The following is an 18616-nucleotide window of genomic DNA, read 5'->3' as shown; positions in this document are numbered from 1 at the left end:
CCTTGAAGAACCTTCACCGAAACAGTTCGGCCGTTGCCGGGCTTACTTCACCACGTAGGGGAGAAGGGCCAGGAAACGGGCGCGCTTGATGGCGCGGGCCAGTTCACGCTGCTTCTTCGTCGAGACCGCGGTGATGCGGCTCGGGACGATCTTCCCGCGCTCGGAGATGAAGCGGGACAGCAGCTTGACGTCCTTGTAGTCGATCGCCGGAGCATTCGCGCCCGAGAACGGGCAGGTCTTGCGGCGACGGAAGAACGGGCGGCGTGCGCCGCCGGTGCGGGCCGGAGCGCCCGTGGTCTGCTTGTCGGACATTTACGCGGTCTCCCCTTCGGCGGCGGCAACGTTTTCCTGGCGGCGCGGCGGACGCGGGCCACGGTCGTCGAAGCGACGCGGACCACGGTCGCCACGATCGCCGCGCTCACCACGCTCGTTGCGGCTCTGCATCATCGCCGACGGGTTGGCATCGAGGGCGTCGACACGCACGGTCATGAAGCGCAGCACGTCTTCGCTGATGCTCATGTTCCGCTCCATCTCGGCGACGGCGGCGGCCGGCGCGTCGATGTTGAAGAGGGTGTAGTGACCCTTGCGGTTCTTCTTGATCTTGTAGGTGAGGGTCTTCAGACCCCAATATTCGCTCTTGGCGATCGTGCCGCCGTTGTCGCGAACGATCTGGGCGAACTGCTCAGAGAGCTGCTCGGCCTGGGCGGCCGAAATGTCCTGGCGCGCGATCAGCACGCACTCGTAAAGTGCCATTGCACTCCCCATGGCTGTTCATGGTCCGGCGCTGCGCCCCATCCCTCATGGATCGGATCAGCTGCCCGGGCCTAGCCGACGGCGGACCGCCGGCAAGGAGTTATGAAGCGGCGCAGTATGCACAGGCCGGCGGTGGTAGCAAGCGGAAATCCGGGCCGGGCTGCGCCACCTTTCGGAAAAATCTATTCGCGTTATAGAGAGCTGCCCGGATGACCCCCGCCGCGCTGCTCTGGGCATGGGTTGGGCGGGGCGGAGCAGGGGTGGCTATCGCGCGGGATAAGCTCCGGCGCATTTGACCGAAGTGCATTGGATCGCTCCAGGCGCCATGTTCAGCCTGCCGTTTACGGCGGAGCTTGCGGTGTGTCGCTCGACCACGCGCTCCGTCCGCGGCGCTGACAGCCCGGTGCCTGGAGTAGCCATGCGCAAGAACATGTTGCCGTATCATGTCGTGGAACTGAGGGGGCTGGCCTGCATCCTGCTGGTCGCGTACCACGTGGTCGGTATTCCCGGGGCCGGCATGCAGGTGGCGGAGGGGTCGGTCTACCGCTACGCCACCGACAGCTTCGAACTGATCCGCATGCCGCTCTTCACCTTCATTTCAGGGCTCGTCTACGCCTTGAACCCGGCCAGGGGCGACCGGCTGAGCACCTTCTTCGTCAAGAAGCTGCGCCGGCTGGGCTTTCCGTTCCTGGTGGTGTCCACTCTCTTCTATCTGCTGCAGACGCATGCACCGGGTGCGAACGGAACAGCGGCCCCCGATTCGATGTGGCGGATCTACGTCTTTTCCTATGCCCACTTCTGGTATCTGCAGGCGCTGTTCCTGATCTTCACGGGCGTCGCGCTGCTCGACGCGCTGCACGCGATGGACCGGCCAGGGGGCTTTGTGCTCGCCATGGCGGCTGCGGTGGTCATGTGCCTGACGGTCCATGTCGACTCGAACGTCTTGTCGGTGAACGAGGCCTGCTTCCTGTTGCCGCACTTCCTGCTGGGGGTGGGGGTGACCCGCTTCCGCGCCATGGTTTCCCGGTCGGCGATGGTTGGCGGCGCCGCTGCCGCGCTCGCCATCGGCGTTGCCCTGCATCAGGCGTCGCTGTGGGGCTATCTGCCCCATTTCGGCTGGAACAGCGGTGTCGCGCTGCTGTGCGGGATGGGTGGAGCGGTGACGCTGCTGCATGCCATGCCGTCGGGCCGGGTTTTCCGGATGGTGGGAGCCTCCTCCTACGCCATCTACCTGCATCACGCCCTGTTCGCCGCCGGCGCGCGGGTGGTGCTGCACCGGCTGGACGCCGGGGATGGCGTGATTTTCTGCGTGGCGCTGATCGCCGGCCTGATCGGCCCGATGGTGCTGGAGGCGTTGGCACAGATCAGGCCCTGGACCAGGGTGGCGCTGGTGGGCAAGGCATGACCGCGGCGCTTTGATTTGCGCCGCAGCATAAGGCGCAAGACCCGCAAGACCCGATTTGCGGCACGTCTGGGTCAGCCCACGAACAACCCCTTCCGCACGGCGGTTTTTCGTGGGCCTTCTGCGTCAATACGTGGCCTTTTATCGCACCATTGTCGCTTTGGTCATCGCGCGTCGCTTGACTTGCTCAAAAGTGAGGGTATGACTGTCGCCCAATCCATGGTGCCGCCGCAGGGGCGGGGCGCATTCATCCAGGGTTTCACCGAAGCATGACCAGGGCGTTCGTCTTTCCGGGGCAGGGCAGCCAGGCTGTCGGCATGGGCCGCGAACTCGCCGAAGCGTTCGAAGTCGCTCGTCACACCTTCGAAGAGGTGGACGACGCGCTGAACCAGCGGCTGTCGCGACTGATGGTCGAAGGCCCGGAGGCCGACCTTACCCTGACCGAGAACGCGCAGCCCGCCCTGATGGCGGTCAGCGTCGCGGTGATGCGGGTTCTGGCGAGCGAGGGCGGGGTCGACCTGTCCAAGCATGCCACCTTCGTCGCCGGCCACTCGTTGGGCGAATATTCGGCGCTCTGCGCCGCCGGTGCCTTTTCGCTGGGCGACACAGCGCGCCTGCTGAAGCTGCGCGGGCAGGCGATGCAGAAGGCGGTTCCGGTCGGCAAGGGCGCCATGGCGGCCCTGCTGGGCGCCGACCTGGATCAGGCGCAGGCCATTGCCGCCGACGCCGCCCAGGGCGAAGTGTGCAGCATCGCCAACGACAACTCTGTCGGGCAGGTGGTGATTTCCGGCAGCGCCGACGCCATCGACCGTGCCATTGCCCTGGCGGCGGAACGCGGGCTGAAGCGCTCGGTGCGCCTGCCGGTGTCTGCTCCCTTCCATTGCTCGCTGATGCAGCCGGCCGCCGATGCGATGGCGGAGGCTCTGGCGAACGTCACGATCTCCGCTCCGGTGGTTCCGGTGGTGGCGAACGTCACCGCCTCGGCGGTTTCGGACCCCAACGCCATCCGCCGCCTGCTGGTCGAACAGGTGACCGGCATGGTCCGCTGGCGCGAATGCGTGCTCTATATGAAGGAGCAGGGTGTCGAGCGGCTGGTCGAGGTCGGGTCGGGCAAGGTGCTCGCCGGGCTGACCAAGCGCATCGACAAGGATCTGGCGGCGGTCTCGGTCGGAACGCCGGCCGATGTCGAGTCGTTCCTGAAGACCCTGTGACCACATCAGCCCCGTGATACATCAGCCTCGTGAGGCCATCCATGTTTGACCTGACCGGCAAGTCGGCCCTCGTCACCGGCGCGTCCGGCGGCATCGGCGCGTCGATCGCCCGTGCGCTGCATGCCCAGGGCGCCGCCGTCGCGCTGTCCGGCACCCGCGTCGCCCCGCTGGAGGCCCTGGCCGCCGAGTTGGGCGAGCGCGCCTTTGTCGTGCCCGGCAATCTGTCGGAGGCCGCGGCGACCGAGCAGCTGTTCAAGGACGCCGAGGCGGCCCTGGGCAAGATCGACATCCTCGTCAACAATGCCGGCCTGACCCGCGACCAGATCGCGATGCGCCTGAAGGACGAGGACTGGCAGTCGGTCATCGACGTGAACCTGACGGCGGCCTTCCGCCTGTCGCGGGCCGCCATGCGCGGCATGATGAAGCGCCGCTGGGGCCGCATCGTCAATATCACGTCGGTCGTCGGCGTCACCGGCAATCCGGGGCAGGCCAACTATGCCGCGTCCAAGGCCGGCCTGATCGGCATGTCCAAGTCGCTGGCCGCCGAGCTGGCCTCGCGCAACATCACCGTCAACTGCGTCGCGCCGGGGTTCATCACCACGGCCATGACCGACGCCCTGAACGACGAGCAGAAGCAGAAGCTGCTCCCCGCCATTCCGGCCGGCCGCATGGGCCAGCCGGACGAGATCGCCGCCGGGGTCGTGTACCTCGCGAGCGAGGAGGCCGCCTACGTCACCGGCCAGACGCTGCACATCAACGGCGGCATGGCCATGATCTGATGAGGATCCGACGGGGCGGCATCGTCACGTGTGAAGAACGGCGCCAACCGGGCTCCCTCGCGGGTGCTGGTCAAGGCTGCTGAAATGTGTTATCGGACGGGGCTTTTCGCGGCAGGACGGCACGTTCTTCGCGTGTTGCTCCGACCGGATTATCCCGAGCGGTTTCAAGGATTGGAAGGTCTTAAAAGATGAGCGACATCGCCGAGCGCGTGAAGAAGATCGTTGTGGACCACCTGGGTGTCGAGGAGTCGAAGGTGGTGGAGAACGCCTCCTTCATCGACGATCTGGGCGCCGACAGCCTCGACACCGTCGAGCTGGTCATGGCCTTCGAGGAAGAGTTCGGTGTCGAGATCCCGGACGACGCCGCGGAGAAGATCCTGTCGGTGAAGGATGCCATCGACTTCATCAAGGCCAACGCCGCCGCCTGATCGGGCCGCGGGCATTGAGCCCCCGAGGGCCAGGCGAACCGCAATTGCGATACCAGCAGCGCGGGGCCTGGCCGTCGACGACCAGATCGTCGACAGTTTATTCGAGGAAAGGTCAAGGAACAGCCTCATGAGACGTGTCGTCGTCACCGGACTCGGTATGGTCACGCCGCTCGGCGTCGGCCACACGCTGAACTGGGAGCGGCTGATTTCCGGAACGTCGGGAATCCGCGGCATCACGGGGTTCGATGCTTCGGACCTGGCCTCCAAAGTCGCCGGGCAGCTCCCGCGCGGAACGGGTGAAGGCGAGTTCAACGCCGACTCCTTCGTTTCGCCGAAGGATCAGCGCAAGATGGATGATTTCATCATCTTCGCCATCGCCGCGGCGCAGGAAGCAATCAAGGATTCGGGTTGGATTCCCCAGACCGATGAAGAGCGCGAGCGGACCGGCGTCATGGTCGGTTCGGGCATCGGCGGCCTTCCGGGCATCGCCGACGGCGCCGTGACCCTGCATGAAAAGGGTCCGCGCCGCCTGTCGCCCTTCTTCATCCCCGGCTGCCTGATCAATCTGGCCTCCGGCCACATTTCGATCCAGCACGGCTTCAAGGGCCCCAACCACGCGGTCGTCACCGCCTGCTCGACAGGCGCGCACGCCATCGGCGATGCCGCCCGTCTGATCATGTGGGATGATGCCGACATCATGGTCGCCGGCGGCACGGAAGCGGCGGTCAGCCGTCTCGGTGTCGGCGGTTTCGCCGCCATGCGCGCGCTGTCCACCAACTTCAACGACACGCCCGAAAAGGCCTCGCGTCCCTATGACAAGGACCGCGACGGCTTCGTTATCGGCGAGGGTGCCGGTGTCGTCGTGCTGGAAGAGTTGGAGCACGCCAAGAAGCGCGGCGCCACCATCTATGCCGAGGTCGTCGGTTACGGCCTGTCGGGCGACGCCTACCACATCTCCGCCCCGGCGGAAGACGGCAATGGCGGTTTCCGCGCCATGAAGGGTGCGCTGAAGCGCGCCGGCCTGAACCCGTCCGACATCGATTACGTCAACGCCCACGGCACCTCGACGCCGCTCGGCGACGAGATCGAGCTGGGTGCGGTGAAGCGCCTGTTCGGCGACGCCATGAACAATCTGGCGATGTCCTCCACCAAGTCGGCCATCGGCCACCTGCTGGGGGCCGCCGGTGCGGTCGAGGCGATCTACTCGATCAAGGCGATCAACCACGGCATCGTGCCGCCCACGCTGAATCTCGACAACCCGTCGGAAAGCTGCATGGGCGTCAATCTGGTGCCGAAGGTCGCGCAGGAGCGCCGCGTGCGTGCGGCGCTGTCGAACTCCTTCGGGTTCGGCGGCACCAACGCCTCGCTGGTGTTCAAGGAATTCGCGTAAGCGAAGCTCCCACCGACGTTGCGGTCTGCAGTCTTCAAGAGGTGAGCGATGGGCTGGGGTCTCCGGATTTTCGCGGGGACGCTGGCCCTCGCGGTCGGTGCGGCGGGCGGAATCGGCGTCTGGGGTTACCAGCGCTATTCGGCCCCCGGCCCATTGGAGCAGGCTGAGACGGTCGTCATCCCGCGCGGCAGCGGGCTTGAGGCCATTGCCATCACGCTGGGCGACTCCGGCGTGATCGGTTCGCCGCTGGTGTTCGTCGCCGCGGCCAAGCTGTCCGGCACCTTCCGTGAGTTGAAGGCCGGCGAATACCAGTTCCCCGCAGGAATCAGCATCGAAGGTGTCCTGGAGCAGATGCGCCAGGGCCGCACCGTCGTGCATCGCCTTACCGTGCCGGAAGGGCTGACCTCGGCCCAAGTGGTGGCGCTTCTGGAACGGGAAACCATGCTGACCGGCAACCTCGCGAAGCCGCCGAAGGAAGGCTCGCTTCTGCCGGAGACCTACCACTACGCCTATGGCGACAGCCGCAGCACCCTGATCGAGCGGATGCAGACGGCGATGACCCAGACCTTGGCGGAGGCGTGGAAGACCCGCGACCAGAACCTTCCCTTCGAGACGCCGCAGCAGGCGCTGACCCTCGCGTCCATCGTCGAGAAGGAGACTGGCATCGCTGCCGAGCGGCCCAGGGTGGCGGGGGTTTTCGTCAACCGGCTGGAGGCCGGTATGAAGCTGCAGTCGGACCCGACGGTGATCTACGCGCTGTCCGATGGCAGTGGAGAACTCGGCCGGGCGCTGACCCGCAACGACTGGAAGTTCGAATCGCCCTACAACACCTATGTGGCGACCGGCCTGCCGCCGGGTCCCATCGCCAATCCGGGCAAGGCGTCGATCCAGGCGGTGATGAAGCCGGAACGGCACGAGTTCCTGTATTTCGTCGCCGACGGCACCGGCGGCCATGTCTTCGCCAAGTCGCTGAGCGACCACAACCGCAACGTCGCCAAATGGCGCGAAGTTCAGCAGAGCCGGCAGCCCGACCACGGCGAAACGTCATCGGAATGACGGCCGGGGAGTGCGGCGGTCTGCGGCGGAGGGCCGATAACGAACCGCTTGGTTGCGTGTATGTCGCGAATTGTGCAGTCTTCGCATCGCAGCAAGCCCAACCACCATCCCCGGGGAGATGTGATGAGCGTGGATGTCGAACAGCGCATCCGTGACCGCGCCTATGCGATCTGGCTGGACGAGGGCCGTCCCCACGGCCGTGACGCCGACCACTGGTTCCAGGCCGAGCGCGCGATTCTGGCCGAAGCGGCGGCCGTTGCCGACGTCGCCCCGGTCGTTGCGGTGGTGAAGGCCCCGCGCAAGACCACCAATGCGAAGCCGCGGGCAGCGGTGAAGTCCATCGGACCGGAAGCCACGACTTCCGAGCCCCCCAAGGCGCGCAAGCCACGCAGCCGCAAGCCGGCTTCCGTCTGACCGGAGTTCGACGGAGCCCGCCGGGGTCAGGCGGCGTTGGAGGCCTGCGGCAATTCCAGGTTCGAGACGACCATCACCCCGGCGGTCGTGCCGTAGTTCTTGCGGGCGGCGCGCAATGCCTCCAGCGCCTCGATCAGGCTTTCCTCGGCGAAGCCCGGGGCCAGTCCGGCCAGTTCCCGCTCCGTCAAGTCGATGAAGGCGTCCAGCAGGCGCGCATGGATGCGGCTGGCCAAGCGGACTTCATCGGCGACCTTCTGTGCGGGCATGGGTAGCTCCCTTGGTGTCGTGTGGGTCTAATGATCGGTAGAGCGTCTTCTCGGGATCGGATGGTCCCGCGAGGCCGATTAGGCGTCGAATAGGGTTAAAAGAACTTTAAATGCGAGATAACTCCGGCAGGAATTAAGAATTACCACTTCGGATTCTGTCGAACCGACGATTGCCTGCCGTTTTTGTGACCGGATCACGCTTCCCTTCTAACCGCCATCAAAGAACTTCAGTGACCGGCCCTGTTCGACGGCTCCGGGGCTCCGGAATGTGCCGTGGTCCGGCATGTCATCGATGGACACCGCCAAAGGGGGGCGGCAGTTCATGAAGTGGATTTCATGGATGAGTCAGGTTGGGGACAGGGCGGCCGGGCTATTGTCCTTCTTGTGACGCGGTCGGGCCAGCCCCCCTGATATACCGGCCCGTCACGAGAGCGTCTTCTTATCTGGTGTCTCTTCCCGATGGTCCCCTGCCATCGGATATGACCGTCCGGTTCTCCCGTTTGCCTCCGGACGGTACCTATCGGCGGAGCGCGTCCGTGGCCAAATCCAAGGCCGACGTTGCCCCCCACCATAGGCCCCTGGCCTCGGGTGCGCTCCGCCGTCCCTTCTTTTCTCAGATGCCGTTCAGTGGCCTTGACGTGGCTGGGTCCACCCGGCTTTCTGGAAGCCGTCGAAGGCTTTCCCGGTAGCGTCCCGCCCGTGCGTCCCGCCATCCTGTTTCCGCTGTTCAAACCGGTCACGGCACTCCCCGGCCTCGGCCCCCGTCTGGGCAAGCTGGTGGAGAAGCTTGCCGGCGCCCACGTCGTCGACCTGCTGTGGCATCTGCCCTGCGGCGTCGTCGACCGCCGCTTCTCGCCGAAGATCGCGCAGGCGCCACACGGGCGCATCGCCACCCTGACCGTGCGCATCGATTCGCACGCTCCGCCGGTGAACCCGCGCCATCCCTACAAGATCCGCTGCACCGACGAGACCGGCGTGTTGGAGCTGGTCTATTTCCATGTCCGTGGCGACTGGCTGTCGAAGCAGATCCCGGCCGGCACCACCATGGTGGTCTCCGGCAAGGTGGAGTGGTTCAACGACACCGCCCAGATCACCCATCCCGACGCCGTCGTCCCGGTCGATGCCAAGGATGAGCTGGAACTGGTGGAGCCGGTCTATCCGATGACCGCCGGCCTGCTGGCCAAGACCTTGCGCAAGGCGGTGCGCGCTGCGCTCAACGACATTCCGGCGCTCGACGAATGGCAGGACCCGGCATGGCTCGCCCGTCGGCAATGGCCGACCTGGGCCGAGGCGCTGAAGCGCGCCCACACGCCGGAGGACGAGGGCGATCTTGCCGCCACCGCACCGATCCGCTGCCGCCTCGCTTATGACGAGCTGCTGGCGAACCAGCTGGCGCTGATGCTGGTGCGGGCGAGCCAGCGGCGCTTGGCCGGGCGGTCTACCGAGGGTGACGGCAGGCTCCGCCAAGCGGCGCTCGCGGCGCTGCCCTTCTCGCTGACCGGTTCGCAGGCGGCGTCTCTGGAAGACATCTACGCCGACATGGCTGCGGAGCGGCGGATGCTGCGGCTCCTCCAGGGGGACGTCGGCAGCGGCAAGACCGTGGTCGCGCTGATGGCGATGCTGAACGCGGTGGAGACCGGCGCCCAGGCCGCGCTGATGGCCCCCACCGAGATCCTGGCCCGCCAGCATGCCGAAAGCCTCGCGCCGCTGTGCAAGGCCGCCGGCGTGGAGATCGGCCTGCTGACCGGCCGCGACAAGGGCAAGGCACGTCAGGCCGTGCTCGACCGGCTGGCGTCGGGCGAGCTGCCGCTGCTGGTCGGCACCCACGCCCTGTTCCAGGAGGATGTCGCCTTCAAGGATCTGGCGTTGGCGGTGATCGACGAACAGCACCGCTTCGGCGTCCATCAGCGCCTGCAGCTGTCGGCCAAGGGCCGGGCGGTGGATGTGCTGGTGATGACCGCCACTCCGATTCCGCGCACGCTGACGCTGACCGCCTATGGCGACATGGACGTGTCGCGCCTGACCGAGAAGCCGGCCGGCCGCAAACCGGTGCAGACCGTCACCATCGCGCTCGACCGGCTGGAGGAGGTGGTCCACGGCATCCAGCGCAAGGTGTCGGAAGGCGCGCGGGTCTATTGGGTCTGCCCGCTGGTCGACGAATCGGAACAGAGTGACCTCGCCGCCGCCACCGAGCGCCACGCCTTCCTGCGCGCCACCTTCGGCGATCGGGTCGGGCTGGTCCATGGCAAGATGCGCGGGCCGGACAAGGACGCGGTGATGGCCGCCTTCGCCGAGGGCAGCCTGGACGTGCTGGTCGCCACCACGGTGATCGAGGTGGGTGTCAATGTGCCCGAGGCGACCGTGATGGTGATCGAGCATGCCGAGCGCTTCGGCCTCGCCCAGCTCCATCAGTTGCGCGGCCGGGTCGGGCGCGGCGAGAAGCCGTCGAGCTGTCTGTTGATGTTCGATTCGAACCTGACGGAGACGGCCCGGGCGCGGCTGAAGACCCTGCGCGACACCGAGGATGGCTTCGTCATCGCCGAAGAGGATCTGCGCCTGCGCGGCGCTGGCGAGGTGCTGGGCACGCGCCAGTCGGGGCTGCCCGGCTTCCGGATGGCCGACCTCGCCGTGCATGGCGACCTGCTGGCGGTCGCACGGGACGATGCCCGGCTGGTGGTGGACCGCGACCCCGACCTCGCCAGCCCGCGCGGGCAGGCGTTGCGGACCCTGCTCTACCTGTTCGAGCGCGACGCGGCGGCCAAGACCTTGCGGTCGGGGTGATCGTCGCCGCCTTCCTGGTTGGGGCCATCCTGGTCGGGGCCGGCCGGCGGCTCCACCAGCGTCGGGCGCCGCTCGGGCGGGACGACGATGCCGCCGGACATCACCAGCTTCAGCCCGTCTTCGACGCTCATGTTTAGCACGGTCACCTCGCGTCGCGGCACCATCGCCAGATAGCCGGCGGTGGGCGGCGCGCAGGGGATGAAGACGTTGACGAAATCGTCGGCCACGCCCGACAGCTGCAATTGCACCTCCGGATGGGCGGCGCCGGTTATGAAGCCCAGCGACCACACGCCGGGGCGCGGATACTGGATCGCCACCACCTCGCGGAAGGCATTGGATTTCTTGGCCAGCACCGTCTCGAAGATCTGCTTCACCCCGCCATAGACGGAGCGGACGACCGGCATGCGCCCGACCACCCCCTCGCCGACGCCAAGAACCAGACGGCCGACATAGCCGGCGGTGAAGGCGCCGATCAGGGTGACGGCGACGATGACCACCAGCACGCCGATGCCGGGAATCGAGAAGGGCAGGTAGTTTTCCGGATTGTAGGTGCTGGGAATCAGCGGCCGGATATAGCCGTCGATCAGCGAGACGAACCACCAGGCGATATAGACGGTGATGGCGATGGGGGCGGTCACCAGAATGCCGGCCAGGAAATAGGCGCGCAGCCTCCCCATAAACCCGATGCCCTCGCGGCGGTGCCGCGCCGGCTCTGCCGACTGGGCCTTCGTCTGGGCTTTCACCTGACCCTTGCCGGGGACCTTCGGTTCAGTCTGATCTCCGCTCACGCCCGCCCATCCGCCGATCGTCTGTCCGCGCCATAGTGGGGCAAGCGCGGTCCTCTCTCAACTGCCGTTTGGCGGTGATGGGTCAGCCGACCAGCGATCCGGCGATCACGCACAAGAGGGTGACGGCCCCGGCGATGGCGGCGCCGTCGACATGGTTGGGGAAGGCGCGCCAGAACTCTTCGCGCGACATCGGTTCCGGCGCGTCGAATTCGTCCATCGACAGGCCGGCGGCCATGCCGCCGCAGGTGCGGTCGGCGATGGCGCCGGACAGATGGGCCATGGCGACGGCCAGATAGCAGAACTTCACGAAATCCAGCAGGAAGCCCAGCGTGCTGTTCGCCTCGCCCAGCGGGCTGGCGGTGAAGCCGGTGGCAGCGACCGTGCTCGCCATGGCGATGGCCGCGGCGAAGGGGATCAGGGCGACCGCCAGCAGCCGTTGCGAATCGACACGGCGGGCAGTGGGCACGGTGAACGGGCTGGTCATGATCGGCGCTCCGGCAACGATGAACGGGGTGCGGTTGGGGGACGGGTCGGCGAGGCGTCGTTCCCTTCTGCGCGTTCGGCGTTAACGGAGGGTTGACACCGGCCATTGGTCACAGCGCCTTCCACCTTTGCGCAGGTCACGCTATCCTTTGGCGCAACAAACAGTCCGGGGCGGCTCCGGAACTTCCCGTGCCGAAGGCTGAAATGACCAAATCCGACAGTCTGCCCGATGCGCTGCCCGACACCCCGGCCGATACTCCGGTCGCCGGGCTGGACCGCATCGAGTTGCTGCGTCCGCTTTCCACCGATCAGCGTGCCGCGGTGGCACGCCAATGCCGCTGGCGCCGCTTCGCTCCGGATGAGCAGCTGATCGACCACTGGGCCGAGACCCGTGACGTCGGGTTCGTGGTGGAGGGGCGGGTGCGGGTGCTCAGCCACTCGGCCGGCGGGCGCGAGATCAGCTTCAGCGATATCGATGCCGGAGAACAGGTGGGAGAGATGTCGGCGCTGGACGGCCGGCCGCGCTCCGCATCGGTGGTGGCGTTGGAGGAGGGGGCACTGATCGCCTTCCTGCCGGCGAAGCCCTTCCAGACCCTGGTGACCGCCCATCCGGAACTGGCGATGGCGATGATGCTGCGCCTGTGCGACAAGCTGCGTGGCGCCACCGACCGCATCATGGAACTGTCGACGCTCGGCGCCAATAACCGGGTGCATGCTGAACTGCTGCGCCTTGCCCGGCGCGCATCGCGGCAGGGCTCGTCCGCGGTCATTACGCCGATCCCCGTCCATTCCGACATTGCCGCACGCGTCAGCACCACCCGCGAGACCGTGGCTCGCGTCTTGAGCGACCTGACTCGCGACGGGATGCTGGAGCGCCGCTCCGACGCGCTGGTGGTGCGCGACCTTCCGCGGCTGGAGTTGCTGGTCGAGGATGTCCGCGGCGGCGCCTGAGGCAGGCCGAAAGCGGACCCGTGAAAAAGAAAAGGCCGCGGCCGCCCGAATGGTTGGGCTGTGCCGCGGTCGCCTTTCAAACCCTCAGATTTTCTTATTCTTGCGCTGTGATCAGCGATGCAGAGACTGGAACAGGATCACCGCCGGGGTGGACTTCACCCATTCCGTCAGGAACGCACCGACCGGACGCAGCAGGATGGCGGCCGGGGTGGCTTCCAGCCAGTCGGCAACGAAATCGCGGACCGGATGCAGGGTCCGGCTGTCGCCATGGACGCCATGGTCGCCGTGATGAAGGCTGAGGATGCTCATGATCGACTCCGTTGATTTGGTGTTGCGCGGGGTGGCCGGGCGTCAGCGCTTCAGCAGGCTCAGGACGAAGCCGGCCGGGGTGGCGGCGGCCCATTCGCGCAGGAAGGCGCCGATCGGGCCAAGGACCAGATAGGCCGGGGTGGCTTCGAACCAGGCCACCGGGAATTCGGCGACGGCATGCAGGGCGTCGTTCGAAGTGTGGTTGTCGGTGCCGGGCTGGAAAGTGGTGGTGGCCATTGTCGTCTCCATCGGGCTGTTGAGGAGACTATATACTGGTATACCCAATGCCAAATACGCTGCCTTTGCATTGCTGGCTGCTGCAAAAATTACAGCTATACAGAGATTTCCTTCAGCCAATGGTCGAATACCAAATCAATCCGTATCACTGATTATTGCCGGTCGCCGGAAGCGCTCCGATTGTCCGGTGGCGCCGGTGAAATGTTTAGTCGACCAACCAACGTCTTGACAGCGCCGGTTTGAAAAACGATTTCAGGGACATGGTTCAATACATCGGTCCCGATCCGCTCCGCAGCCTGCACGAGGCCGTGCAAACCCTGCGGCGCGAGCCTTCCTCCGTCCCTGAAGCCTCGCGCACGGCAAAGCTGCTGGCGCAGGGCCGAGCCCGCATGGCACGGAAGGTGGGGGAGGAGGCGATCGAGGTGGCGATAGAGGCGATGCGCGGCGACCGCGGCGCACTGGTGATGGAGGCGGCCGACCTCTTGTATAATCTGGTCGTGCTGTTGGCCGACTTCGACATCGCCCCCGACGAGATCCTGGCTGAACTGCGGCGGCGCGAACTGGCTTTCGGCATCGCGGAAAAGCTTCCGAAATCCGAAGAACCGCCGAACGGTCCTGCAAGTTCCCCGGCCAATGGCTCCGCCGACGGTGTGGCGTCCAATGGCCAGAAGCCGGGTTCCGCAAAACGCTGCAAACGCTAAACGGCGTCGCTCTCCTGCGGGAAGACCAGATCGAACCGTGTGCCGGCGCCCCTGGTGAAATGATACTCGCCGCGTATTTGCCGGGCGAAGGCCCGGATCAGGTCCATGCCCATCGACCGTCGGCCGGGGGTGGAGGGATCCTCCGGCTCGGGGGCGCCGGTGCCGTCGTCCTGGATCGTCAGATGCAGCGATCCGTTCTCGGCCGTCACCACGATGTCGATGGTGCCGGTACAGCGGCCGGTGAAGGCGTGTTTGAAGGCGTTCGACACCACTTCATTCAGGATCAGGGCGAAGGGCACCACCCGGTTGAGGTCGAGGCTGAGCGGTTCCACCCGATGCCTGATGGTGATGGTCCTGCCCGGGCGGCTGTGGAAGCTGTTCAAATGGCCGGCCAGCGCTTCGATGAAGCTGTCGAGCGCGACCGCCGATACGCCGGTGGCGCGGTAGATCTGCTCGTGGATCAGTCCCATCGTGTTGATGCGGGTCAGCGCCTCGCTGAAGGGCGCCTCCAGTTCCGGTGCGCGCTGCGCCTGAAGTTCCAGCAGACTGAGGATCACCTGCAGATTGTTTTTCACCCGGTGATGGATGTCGCGCAGCAACACCTCCTTGTCGGCCAAGGCCTGGTCGAGGTGCCGGGTGCGTTCGGTGATCCGGTCCTCCAGCGCCTCGTTTGAGCGGCGCAATGCCTCCTGCGCCTCGGCGGCCTGACGTGAGCGGTGCAGCGCGATGCCGCCCAGCAGGACAAGCAATCCCAGTGCCGGGGTCGCGAACAGTGCGTAGGGCATCACCCGGTCGCGCCAAGCCCTCTCGATGGAGCCGACGTCGGTGCCGTAGACCACATAGATCGGCAGGTCGGGTACCTTGCGACGGGCCATCAGCCGATCGACCCCGTCGGAGGGCGTCACCGCGCGGAAAACGCCGTTCCTGTCGGGGATCGAGATCAGTTCCGGCAACCGTCCGATGTCGGCGCGGTCGGGAGGGGCGTTCTGCGGGGTACGGACCAGCACCTCGCCATCTTCGCGCATGAGCAGGATGACGTCGCTCGACCCTCGCAGGACCGAACGGTAGAAGTCGGCGAAATAGCTGGGCAGGAGAGAGATCTGCGCCACCCCCTGGAACTGGTGGTTTGACAGTTCCATCCGGCGGCTGAGGGTGAAGAAAATCTCGGAGTTGATCTTGCCAGTCAGCCGCGGACCGATGTGGATGGCGCTGCCGGGGTTCAGAAGAGCGCGGAAATATTCGCGGTCGCTCGCGTTCAGCGGGCGCATCGGCCATTCGAAGCTGCTGACGCGGACGCGTCCGCTCTCGTCGGTGATCCAATAGGATTGCACCTCCGGCGTCTGGGCCGCCATCGCTTTCAGGCGTTCGTGCAGCAGGGGAGAACTGTCGATCCGGTCCCATCCCAGGTCATCGACCATCCACTCCATGTGCGACAGGGTGGTGGCATGGATGCCGAGCGTCTTGGCTGCATGCTCCTCCAGCACGCGCGCAATCGCGGCGCTGCGGTTCTCCGCCTCGTCGATCACCTGGCTGCGGTATTGATAGGCCGCAAACACCAGCAGGGCGGCCGTAAGGGCGAGGGCCACCGCCAGCAGCGCCAGAATTGCCGGTGAAGCGGCCTTGCGTCCACCACGGATGGTGCCCGGGGGTCCTGCGGCATGTGCATCCTGTTCGAAGCCGGCAGGGGTCATCGGGGGGAGGTCGTCCGTTTGCGGAGGGGTATGGCAGGGCTCAAGAATAGCGCAAAGGTCAACGCTCGTCACTCAACAACCATGTCGCGATAAAACTGCATACAAATTCTCTGGATGATCGACATCTTCCGTATCGCTTCGATCCTGGGCGTCGATCGAGGGCCCGAATCCGATGCCCCTGAAAATGAGCATCCCGGTGAATCGAAAAGGCGAGAATGCCATGGCGGCACCGGCCGGGCAGGGACGCTGTGGTCGTCGACGCTTTGCACTCTTACTTTCCGGACACTGCGCTATGCACTGTCGTAATAAATCATTGCACAACATTGGCTCTGCCGTACATGACTCTTCGTTCATATGCGACAAATTGAAACGAATGCTGGCAATCCGCCTTATCGGTCTTGGAAGCTTCACCGTACGGTGGTTCCATTGCAGCAGGCATAGGCGATCACGCATAGTGTGACGGGGGCGGCGGATGGCGGGGATGGACGGGGGGCTGGACGACGAACTGCTGTTCGGCCCGGAGGACGGCGCCGCGACGGTGGCAAGTTCTCAACGGCCGTCCGGTACGCCCTGGCCCGTCCTGGTGGTGGACGACGATCCCCAGGTTCACGCCATGACCGCGGTGCTGCTGCGCGACTTCGACTTCGACGGACGCCCGTTCGAGGTGGTGAGCGCCCTGTCGGCGGAAGAGGCGAAGGCGGTCCTCGCCCAGCGGCCCGACCTGCCCATCGCCCTCCTCGACGTGGTGATGGAGACGGAGGATGCCGGCCTGAAGCTGGTCCGCCACATCAGGGAGGAATTGGGCAACCGCCGCATGCGGATCATCCTGCGCACCGGCCAGCCGGGTCAGGCGCCGGAGCGGGACGTCATCGTCGGCTACGACATCAACGACTACAAGGCGAAGAGCGAGCTGACCGCGCAGCGTCTGTTCACCACGCTGGTCAGCGGGCTGCGCGCCTGGCGCGACATCGTGACGATCGAGCGCAACAGGCAGGGGCTGGAACGGATTCTCAGCGCCTCCGCCCCGCTGTTCGAGATGCGGCCGATGCGCGCCTTCGTCGAACGGCTGGTGGAGCAGATCGCCCGCGTCGTCGATCACGGCAGCACGCCGGCGGTTCTGGCCTGCCGTCCGGTCGACCGCGCCGACGGCAGCCGGACGGTCGCCGTGGTGGCGGGATTGGGGGGCTTTTCCGGCTGCATCGGGCTGCCGGTGGCCGATGTCCTGTCGATCGGCGCGGCGGCGGAAGTGGCGGACGCCCTGCTGACCCAGCGCAACCTCTATCACGACGGCCATTGCGTCCTGGTCTTCCGCACGCGCGAGCATGGGGTGACCGTCTTCTGGCTTGAACGGGCGGAGCCCTACACCGCGGACGAGCACCGCCTGCTGGAGCTGTTCTGCAACCGTGTCGCCATCGGCTTCGACAACGTCTGCCTGTATGAGGAACTGGTGGCGCTGAACCACTCGCTGGAGCAGCGGGTGGAGGAGCGCACGCTGGAACTGGCCGCCAATCAGAAGGCGCTGATCCTGGCCAAGGAACGGGTGGAGCGGGCGCTGGAGCGCGAACTGCTCGCCCGCGACCGGCAGCGCCAGTTCCTGGGCATGGTCAGCCACGAATTCCGCACGCCGCTCGCCATCATCGACAGCGCGGCGCAGCTGCTGGCGATGCGGGCCGGGCAGGTGGAGCCGGAGATGCTGGAACGGCTGGCGGTGATCCGGAGCAGCGTGCAGCGTCTGACCGGCCTGATCGACGCCCATCTGACCGACGAGCGGCTACAGACCAACGCCCTTGTGCCGGAGCGGGCCGAGGTCGACTTGGCCGACCTGATCGCCAACGTCGTCCGGCCTTTCCGCGTCGCCTATCCCGACCGTGAATTCCAGATGACCCTGGCCGGTTTGCCGCGGCGGGCGGAGGTCGACGCCAACCTGATCGCGCTGGTCCTGACCAATCTCGTCAACAACGCCGTCAAATATTCCGGTCCGGGCGAAGCGATCCATCTTCACGGCGATACCGACGGCGCCATGGCGGTGATCGAGGTGACCGACCATGGCCGCGGCATTCCCGAACCGGAGCTTCCCCGCCTGTTCGACCGCTTCTTCCGCGGGTCGGGCGCGTCCGGCGTGCCGGGCACCGGCATCGGTCTGCACACGGTGCAGCAGATCGTTCATCTGCATGGCGGCGCCGTCGCGGTCGACAGCACGCTGGGAAAGGGATCGACCTTCCGGGTCGTGCTTCCCGTGTGATGCAGCCTGATGTCGCGCCTGCCCGAAAGACTATGGCCCTTTTCCAAGGGAAATGACATAGTCGGCTAACTCCCGGCACCTGTGGAACCTCAGGCCACAACCATGCTCGCTCAACAATATGCGTCGATTAAACGCGATCTCGACGAGCGGGGGATCGTGTTCTCTTTCAGCGGATACTTGTCGGAAGGGATACTTTATTCCCTCGGCGAAGCGCTGCGTGAGAAAATGGCGCTGGAGGAGGCCGATGGCCCCACCATCCGCCGCGTCTTCTCGGTCTTCGTCGAGCAGATGCAGAACATCATCCGCTATTCCGCGGAAAAGATGTCGGGCAGCGCCGGCCGCGCGGTGGAACTCAGTGCCGGCATGGTCACTATCGGGATGGAGGGCGGCAAGGTCTTCATCGTCTGCGGCAACACCGTGCGCAACAGCGAGGTTCCTCGCCTGAAGGAGCGGCTGGACCATCTGAAGAGTCTGGATCGCGACGGCATCAAGACCTATTACCGCGAACAGCTTCGAGAGGAGCCGGACGATGGCAGCCGTGGCGCGACCCTGGGGCTGATCGAGATCGCACGGCGGGCCAGCGACCCCATCGACTATGATTTCGATGCGATGGACGCGGACCGCAGCTTCTTCTGCCTCAAGGTCCGCGTGTGAGACACCCTGTGTCAACCCTGTGGAACGAGGTTGAGCGCTCTGGAGGCGGTATGCTGTTCAGGGTTGTAGGGTTTGGCGTC

The 18616-nt window shown here is 66.0% G+C and carries 20 protein-coding genes; 12 read left to right on the top strand and 8 right to left on the bottom strand.

Going from position 1 to position 18616, the window contains the following annotated elements:
• Positions 1–42: 42 nt before the first annotated feature.
• Complete coding sequence (rpsR, locus tag TSH20_RS09280) at positions 43–312, bottom strand: 30S ribosomal protein S18 (RefSeq protein ID WP_012974291.1); 270 nt, start codon at positions 310–312, stop codon at positions 43–45.
• Entirely contained in the window at positions 313–753 is a 441-nt protein-coding gene (gene rpsF / locus TSH20_RS09275; protein WP_085089177.1) for a 30S ribosomal protein S6, read from the bottom strand.
• Between the two features lie 418 nt (positions 754–1171).
• Between rpsF and TSH20_RS09270 the strand changes: the two genes are divergently transcribed.
• The 7 genes from TSH20_RS09270 (at position 1172) to TSH20_RS09240 (ending at position 7433) form a co-directional block, all read left to right on the top strand.
• On the top strand, positions 1172–2158 hold the full coding sequence (locus tag TSH20_RS09270) for an acyltransferase (protein WP_247871596.1): 987 nt from the start codon (positions 1172–1174) through the stop codon (positions 2156–2158).
• 266 nt (positions 2159–2424) lie between these two features.
• Positions 2425–3366, top strand: a complete 942-nt coding sequence (gene fabD, locus TSH20_RS09265; RefSeq protein WP_109074454.1) for an ACP S-malonyltransferase — start codon at positions 2425–2427, stop codon at positions 3364–3366.
• Positions 3367–3407: 41 nt separating this feature from the next.
• Positions 3408–4145 carry a 3-oxoacyl-[acyl-carrier-protein] reductase gene (fabG, locus tag TSH20_RS09260; RefSeq protein WP_109074453.1) on the top strand — a complete coding sequence of 246 codons (738 nt, stop codon included), beginning with the start codon at positions 3408–3410 and terminating at the stop codon, positions 4143–4145.
• Positions 4146–4333: 188 nt separating this feature from the next.
• Positions 4334–4573: an acyl carrier protein gene (locus tag TSH20_RS09255; RefSeq protein ID WP_014247969.1), complete on the top strand. Its 240-nt coding sequence runs from the start codon at positions 4334–4336 to the stop codon at positions 4571–4573.
• Between the two features lie 127 nt (positions 4574–4700).
• Positions 4701–5963 carry a beta-ketoacyl-ACP synthase II gene (gene fabF / locus TSH20_RS09250; protein WP_109074452.1) on the top strand — a complete coding sequence of 421 codons (1263 nt, stop codon included), beginning with the start codon at positions 4701–4703 and terminating at the stop codon, positions 5961–5963.
• 48 nt (positions 5964–6011) lie between these two features.
• A complete protein-coding gene (gene mltG / locus TSH20_RS09245) occupies positions 6012–7019 on the top strand; it encodes an endolytic transglycosylase MltG (protein ID WP_109074451.1) in 1008 nt (335 codons plus the stop codon).
• A 123-nt stretch (positions 7020–7142) separates the two neighbouring features.
• Positions 7143–7433: a DUF2934 domain-containing protein gene (locus TSH20_RS09240; protein WP_109074450.1), complete on the top strand. Its 291-nt coding sequence runs from the start codon at positions 7143–7145 to the stop codon at positions 7431–7433.
• A gap of 26 nt (positions 7434–7459) precedes the next feature.
• On the opposite strand, the gene TSH20_RS09235 is transcribed toward TSH20_RS09240, so the two are convergent.
• Complete coding sequence (locus TSH20_RS09235; RefSeq protein WP_109074449.1) at positions 7460–7699, bottom strand: hypothetical protein; 240 nt, start codon at positions 7697–7699, stop codon at positions 7460–7462.
• A gap of 699 nt (positions 7700–8398) precedes the next feature.
• Between TSH20_RS09235 and recG the strand changes: the two genes are divergently transcribed.
• Positions 8399–10480, top strand: a complete 2082-nt coding sequence (gene recG, locus TSH20_RS09230; protein ID WP_109074448.1) for an ATP-dependent DNA helicase RecG — start codon at positions 8399–8401, stop codon at positions 10478–10480.
• On the opposite strand, the gene TSH20_RS09225 is transcribed toward recG, so the two are convergent.
• Both TSH20_RS09225 and TSH20_RS09220 read right to left on the bottom strand, forming a co-directional pair.
• On the bottom strand, positions 10432–11268 hold the full coding sequence (locus TSH20_RS09225; protein ID WP_247871597.1) for a DUF502 domain-containing protein: 837 nt from the start codon (positions 11266–11268) through the stop codon (positions 10432–10434). The two genes, recG and TSH20_RS09225, sit on opposite strands and share 49 nt — an antisense overlap.
• An 82-nt stretch (positions 11269–11350) precedes the next feature.
• Positions 11351–11752, bottom strand: coding sequence for a hypothetical protein (locus tag TSH20_RS09220; protein ID WP_109074447.1), 402 nt, complete (start codon positions 11750–11752; stop codon positions 11351–11353).
• Between the two features lie 188 nt (positions 11753–11940).
• On the opposite strand from TSH20_RS09220, the gene TSH20_RS09215 reads away from it, so the two are divergent.
• On the top strand, positions 11941–12702 hold the full coding sequence (locus TSH20_RS09215; RefSeq protein ID WP_247871598.1) for a Crp/Fnr family transcriptional regulator: 762 nt from the start codon (positions 11941–11943) through the stop codon (positions 12700–12702).
• A 111-nt stretch (positions 12703–12813) separates the two neighbouring features.
• Here TSH20_RS09215 and TSH20_RS09210 read toward each other — a convergent pair whose 3' ends face one another.
• On the bottom strand, positions 12814–13011 hold the full coding sequence (locus tag TSH20_RS09210) for a hypothetical protein (protein ID WP_109074445.1): 198 nt from the start codon (positions 13009–13011) through the stop codon (positions 12814–12816).
• A gap of 42 nt (positions 13012–13053) precedes the next feature.
• Complete coding sequence (locus TSH20_RS09205; RefSeq protein ID WP_247871599.1) at positions 13054–13248, bottom strand: hypothetical protein; 195 nt, start codon at positions 13246–13248, stop codon at positions 13054–13056.
• 239 nt (positions 13249–13487) lie between these two features.
• Here TSH20_RS09205 and hisE point away from each other — a divergent pair, with 239 nt between their 5' ends.
• The gene (gene hisE / locus TSH20_RS09200) at positions 13488–13949 is read left to right on the top strand and encodes a phosphoribosyl-ATP diphosphatase (protein ID WP_247871600.1); all 462 of its coding nucleotides are present in this window, start codon (positions 13488–13490) and stop codon (positions 13947–13949) included.
• On the opposite strand, the gene TSH20_RS09195 is transcribed toward hisE, so the two are convergent.
• Positions 13946–15640, bottom strand: a complete 1695-nt coding sequence (locus TSH20_RS09195; RefSeq protein WP_109074443.1) for a histidine kinase dimerization/phosphoacceptor domain -containing protein — start codon at positions 15638–15640, stop codon at positions 13946–13948. The two genes, hisE and TSH20_RS09195, sit on opposite strands and share 4 nt — an antisense overlap.
• A gap of 481 nt (positions 15641–16121) precedes the next feature.
• Here TSH20_RS09195 and TSH20_RS09190 point away from each other — a divergent pair, with 481 nt between their 5' ends.
• A complete protein-coding gene (locus tag TSH20_RS09190; RefSeq protein ID WP_247871601.1) occupies positions 16122–17882 on the top strand; it encodes a DUF3369 domain-containing protein in 1761 nt (586 codons plus the stop codon).
• A 102-nt stretch (positions 17883–17984) separates the two neighbouring features.
• A complete protein-coding gene (locus TSH20_RS09185; protein WP_109074441.1) occupies positions 17985–18536 on the top strand; it encodes a SiaB family protein kinase in 552 nt (183 codons plus the stop codon).
• The last annotated feature ends 80 nt before the right edge of the window (positions 18537–18616 follow it).

Origin of the sequence: Azospirillum sp. TSH20 (assembly GCF_003115935.1) — a bacterium.
Taxonomy (GTDB): domain Bacteria; phylum Pseudomonadota; class Alphaproteobacteria; order Azospirillales; family Azospirillaceae; genus Azospirillum.
This window is presented reverse-complemented; position numbering and strand designations above follow the sequence as displayed.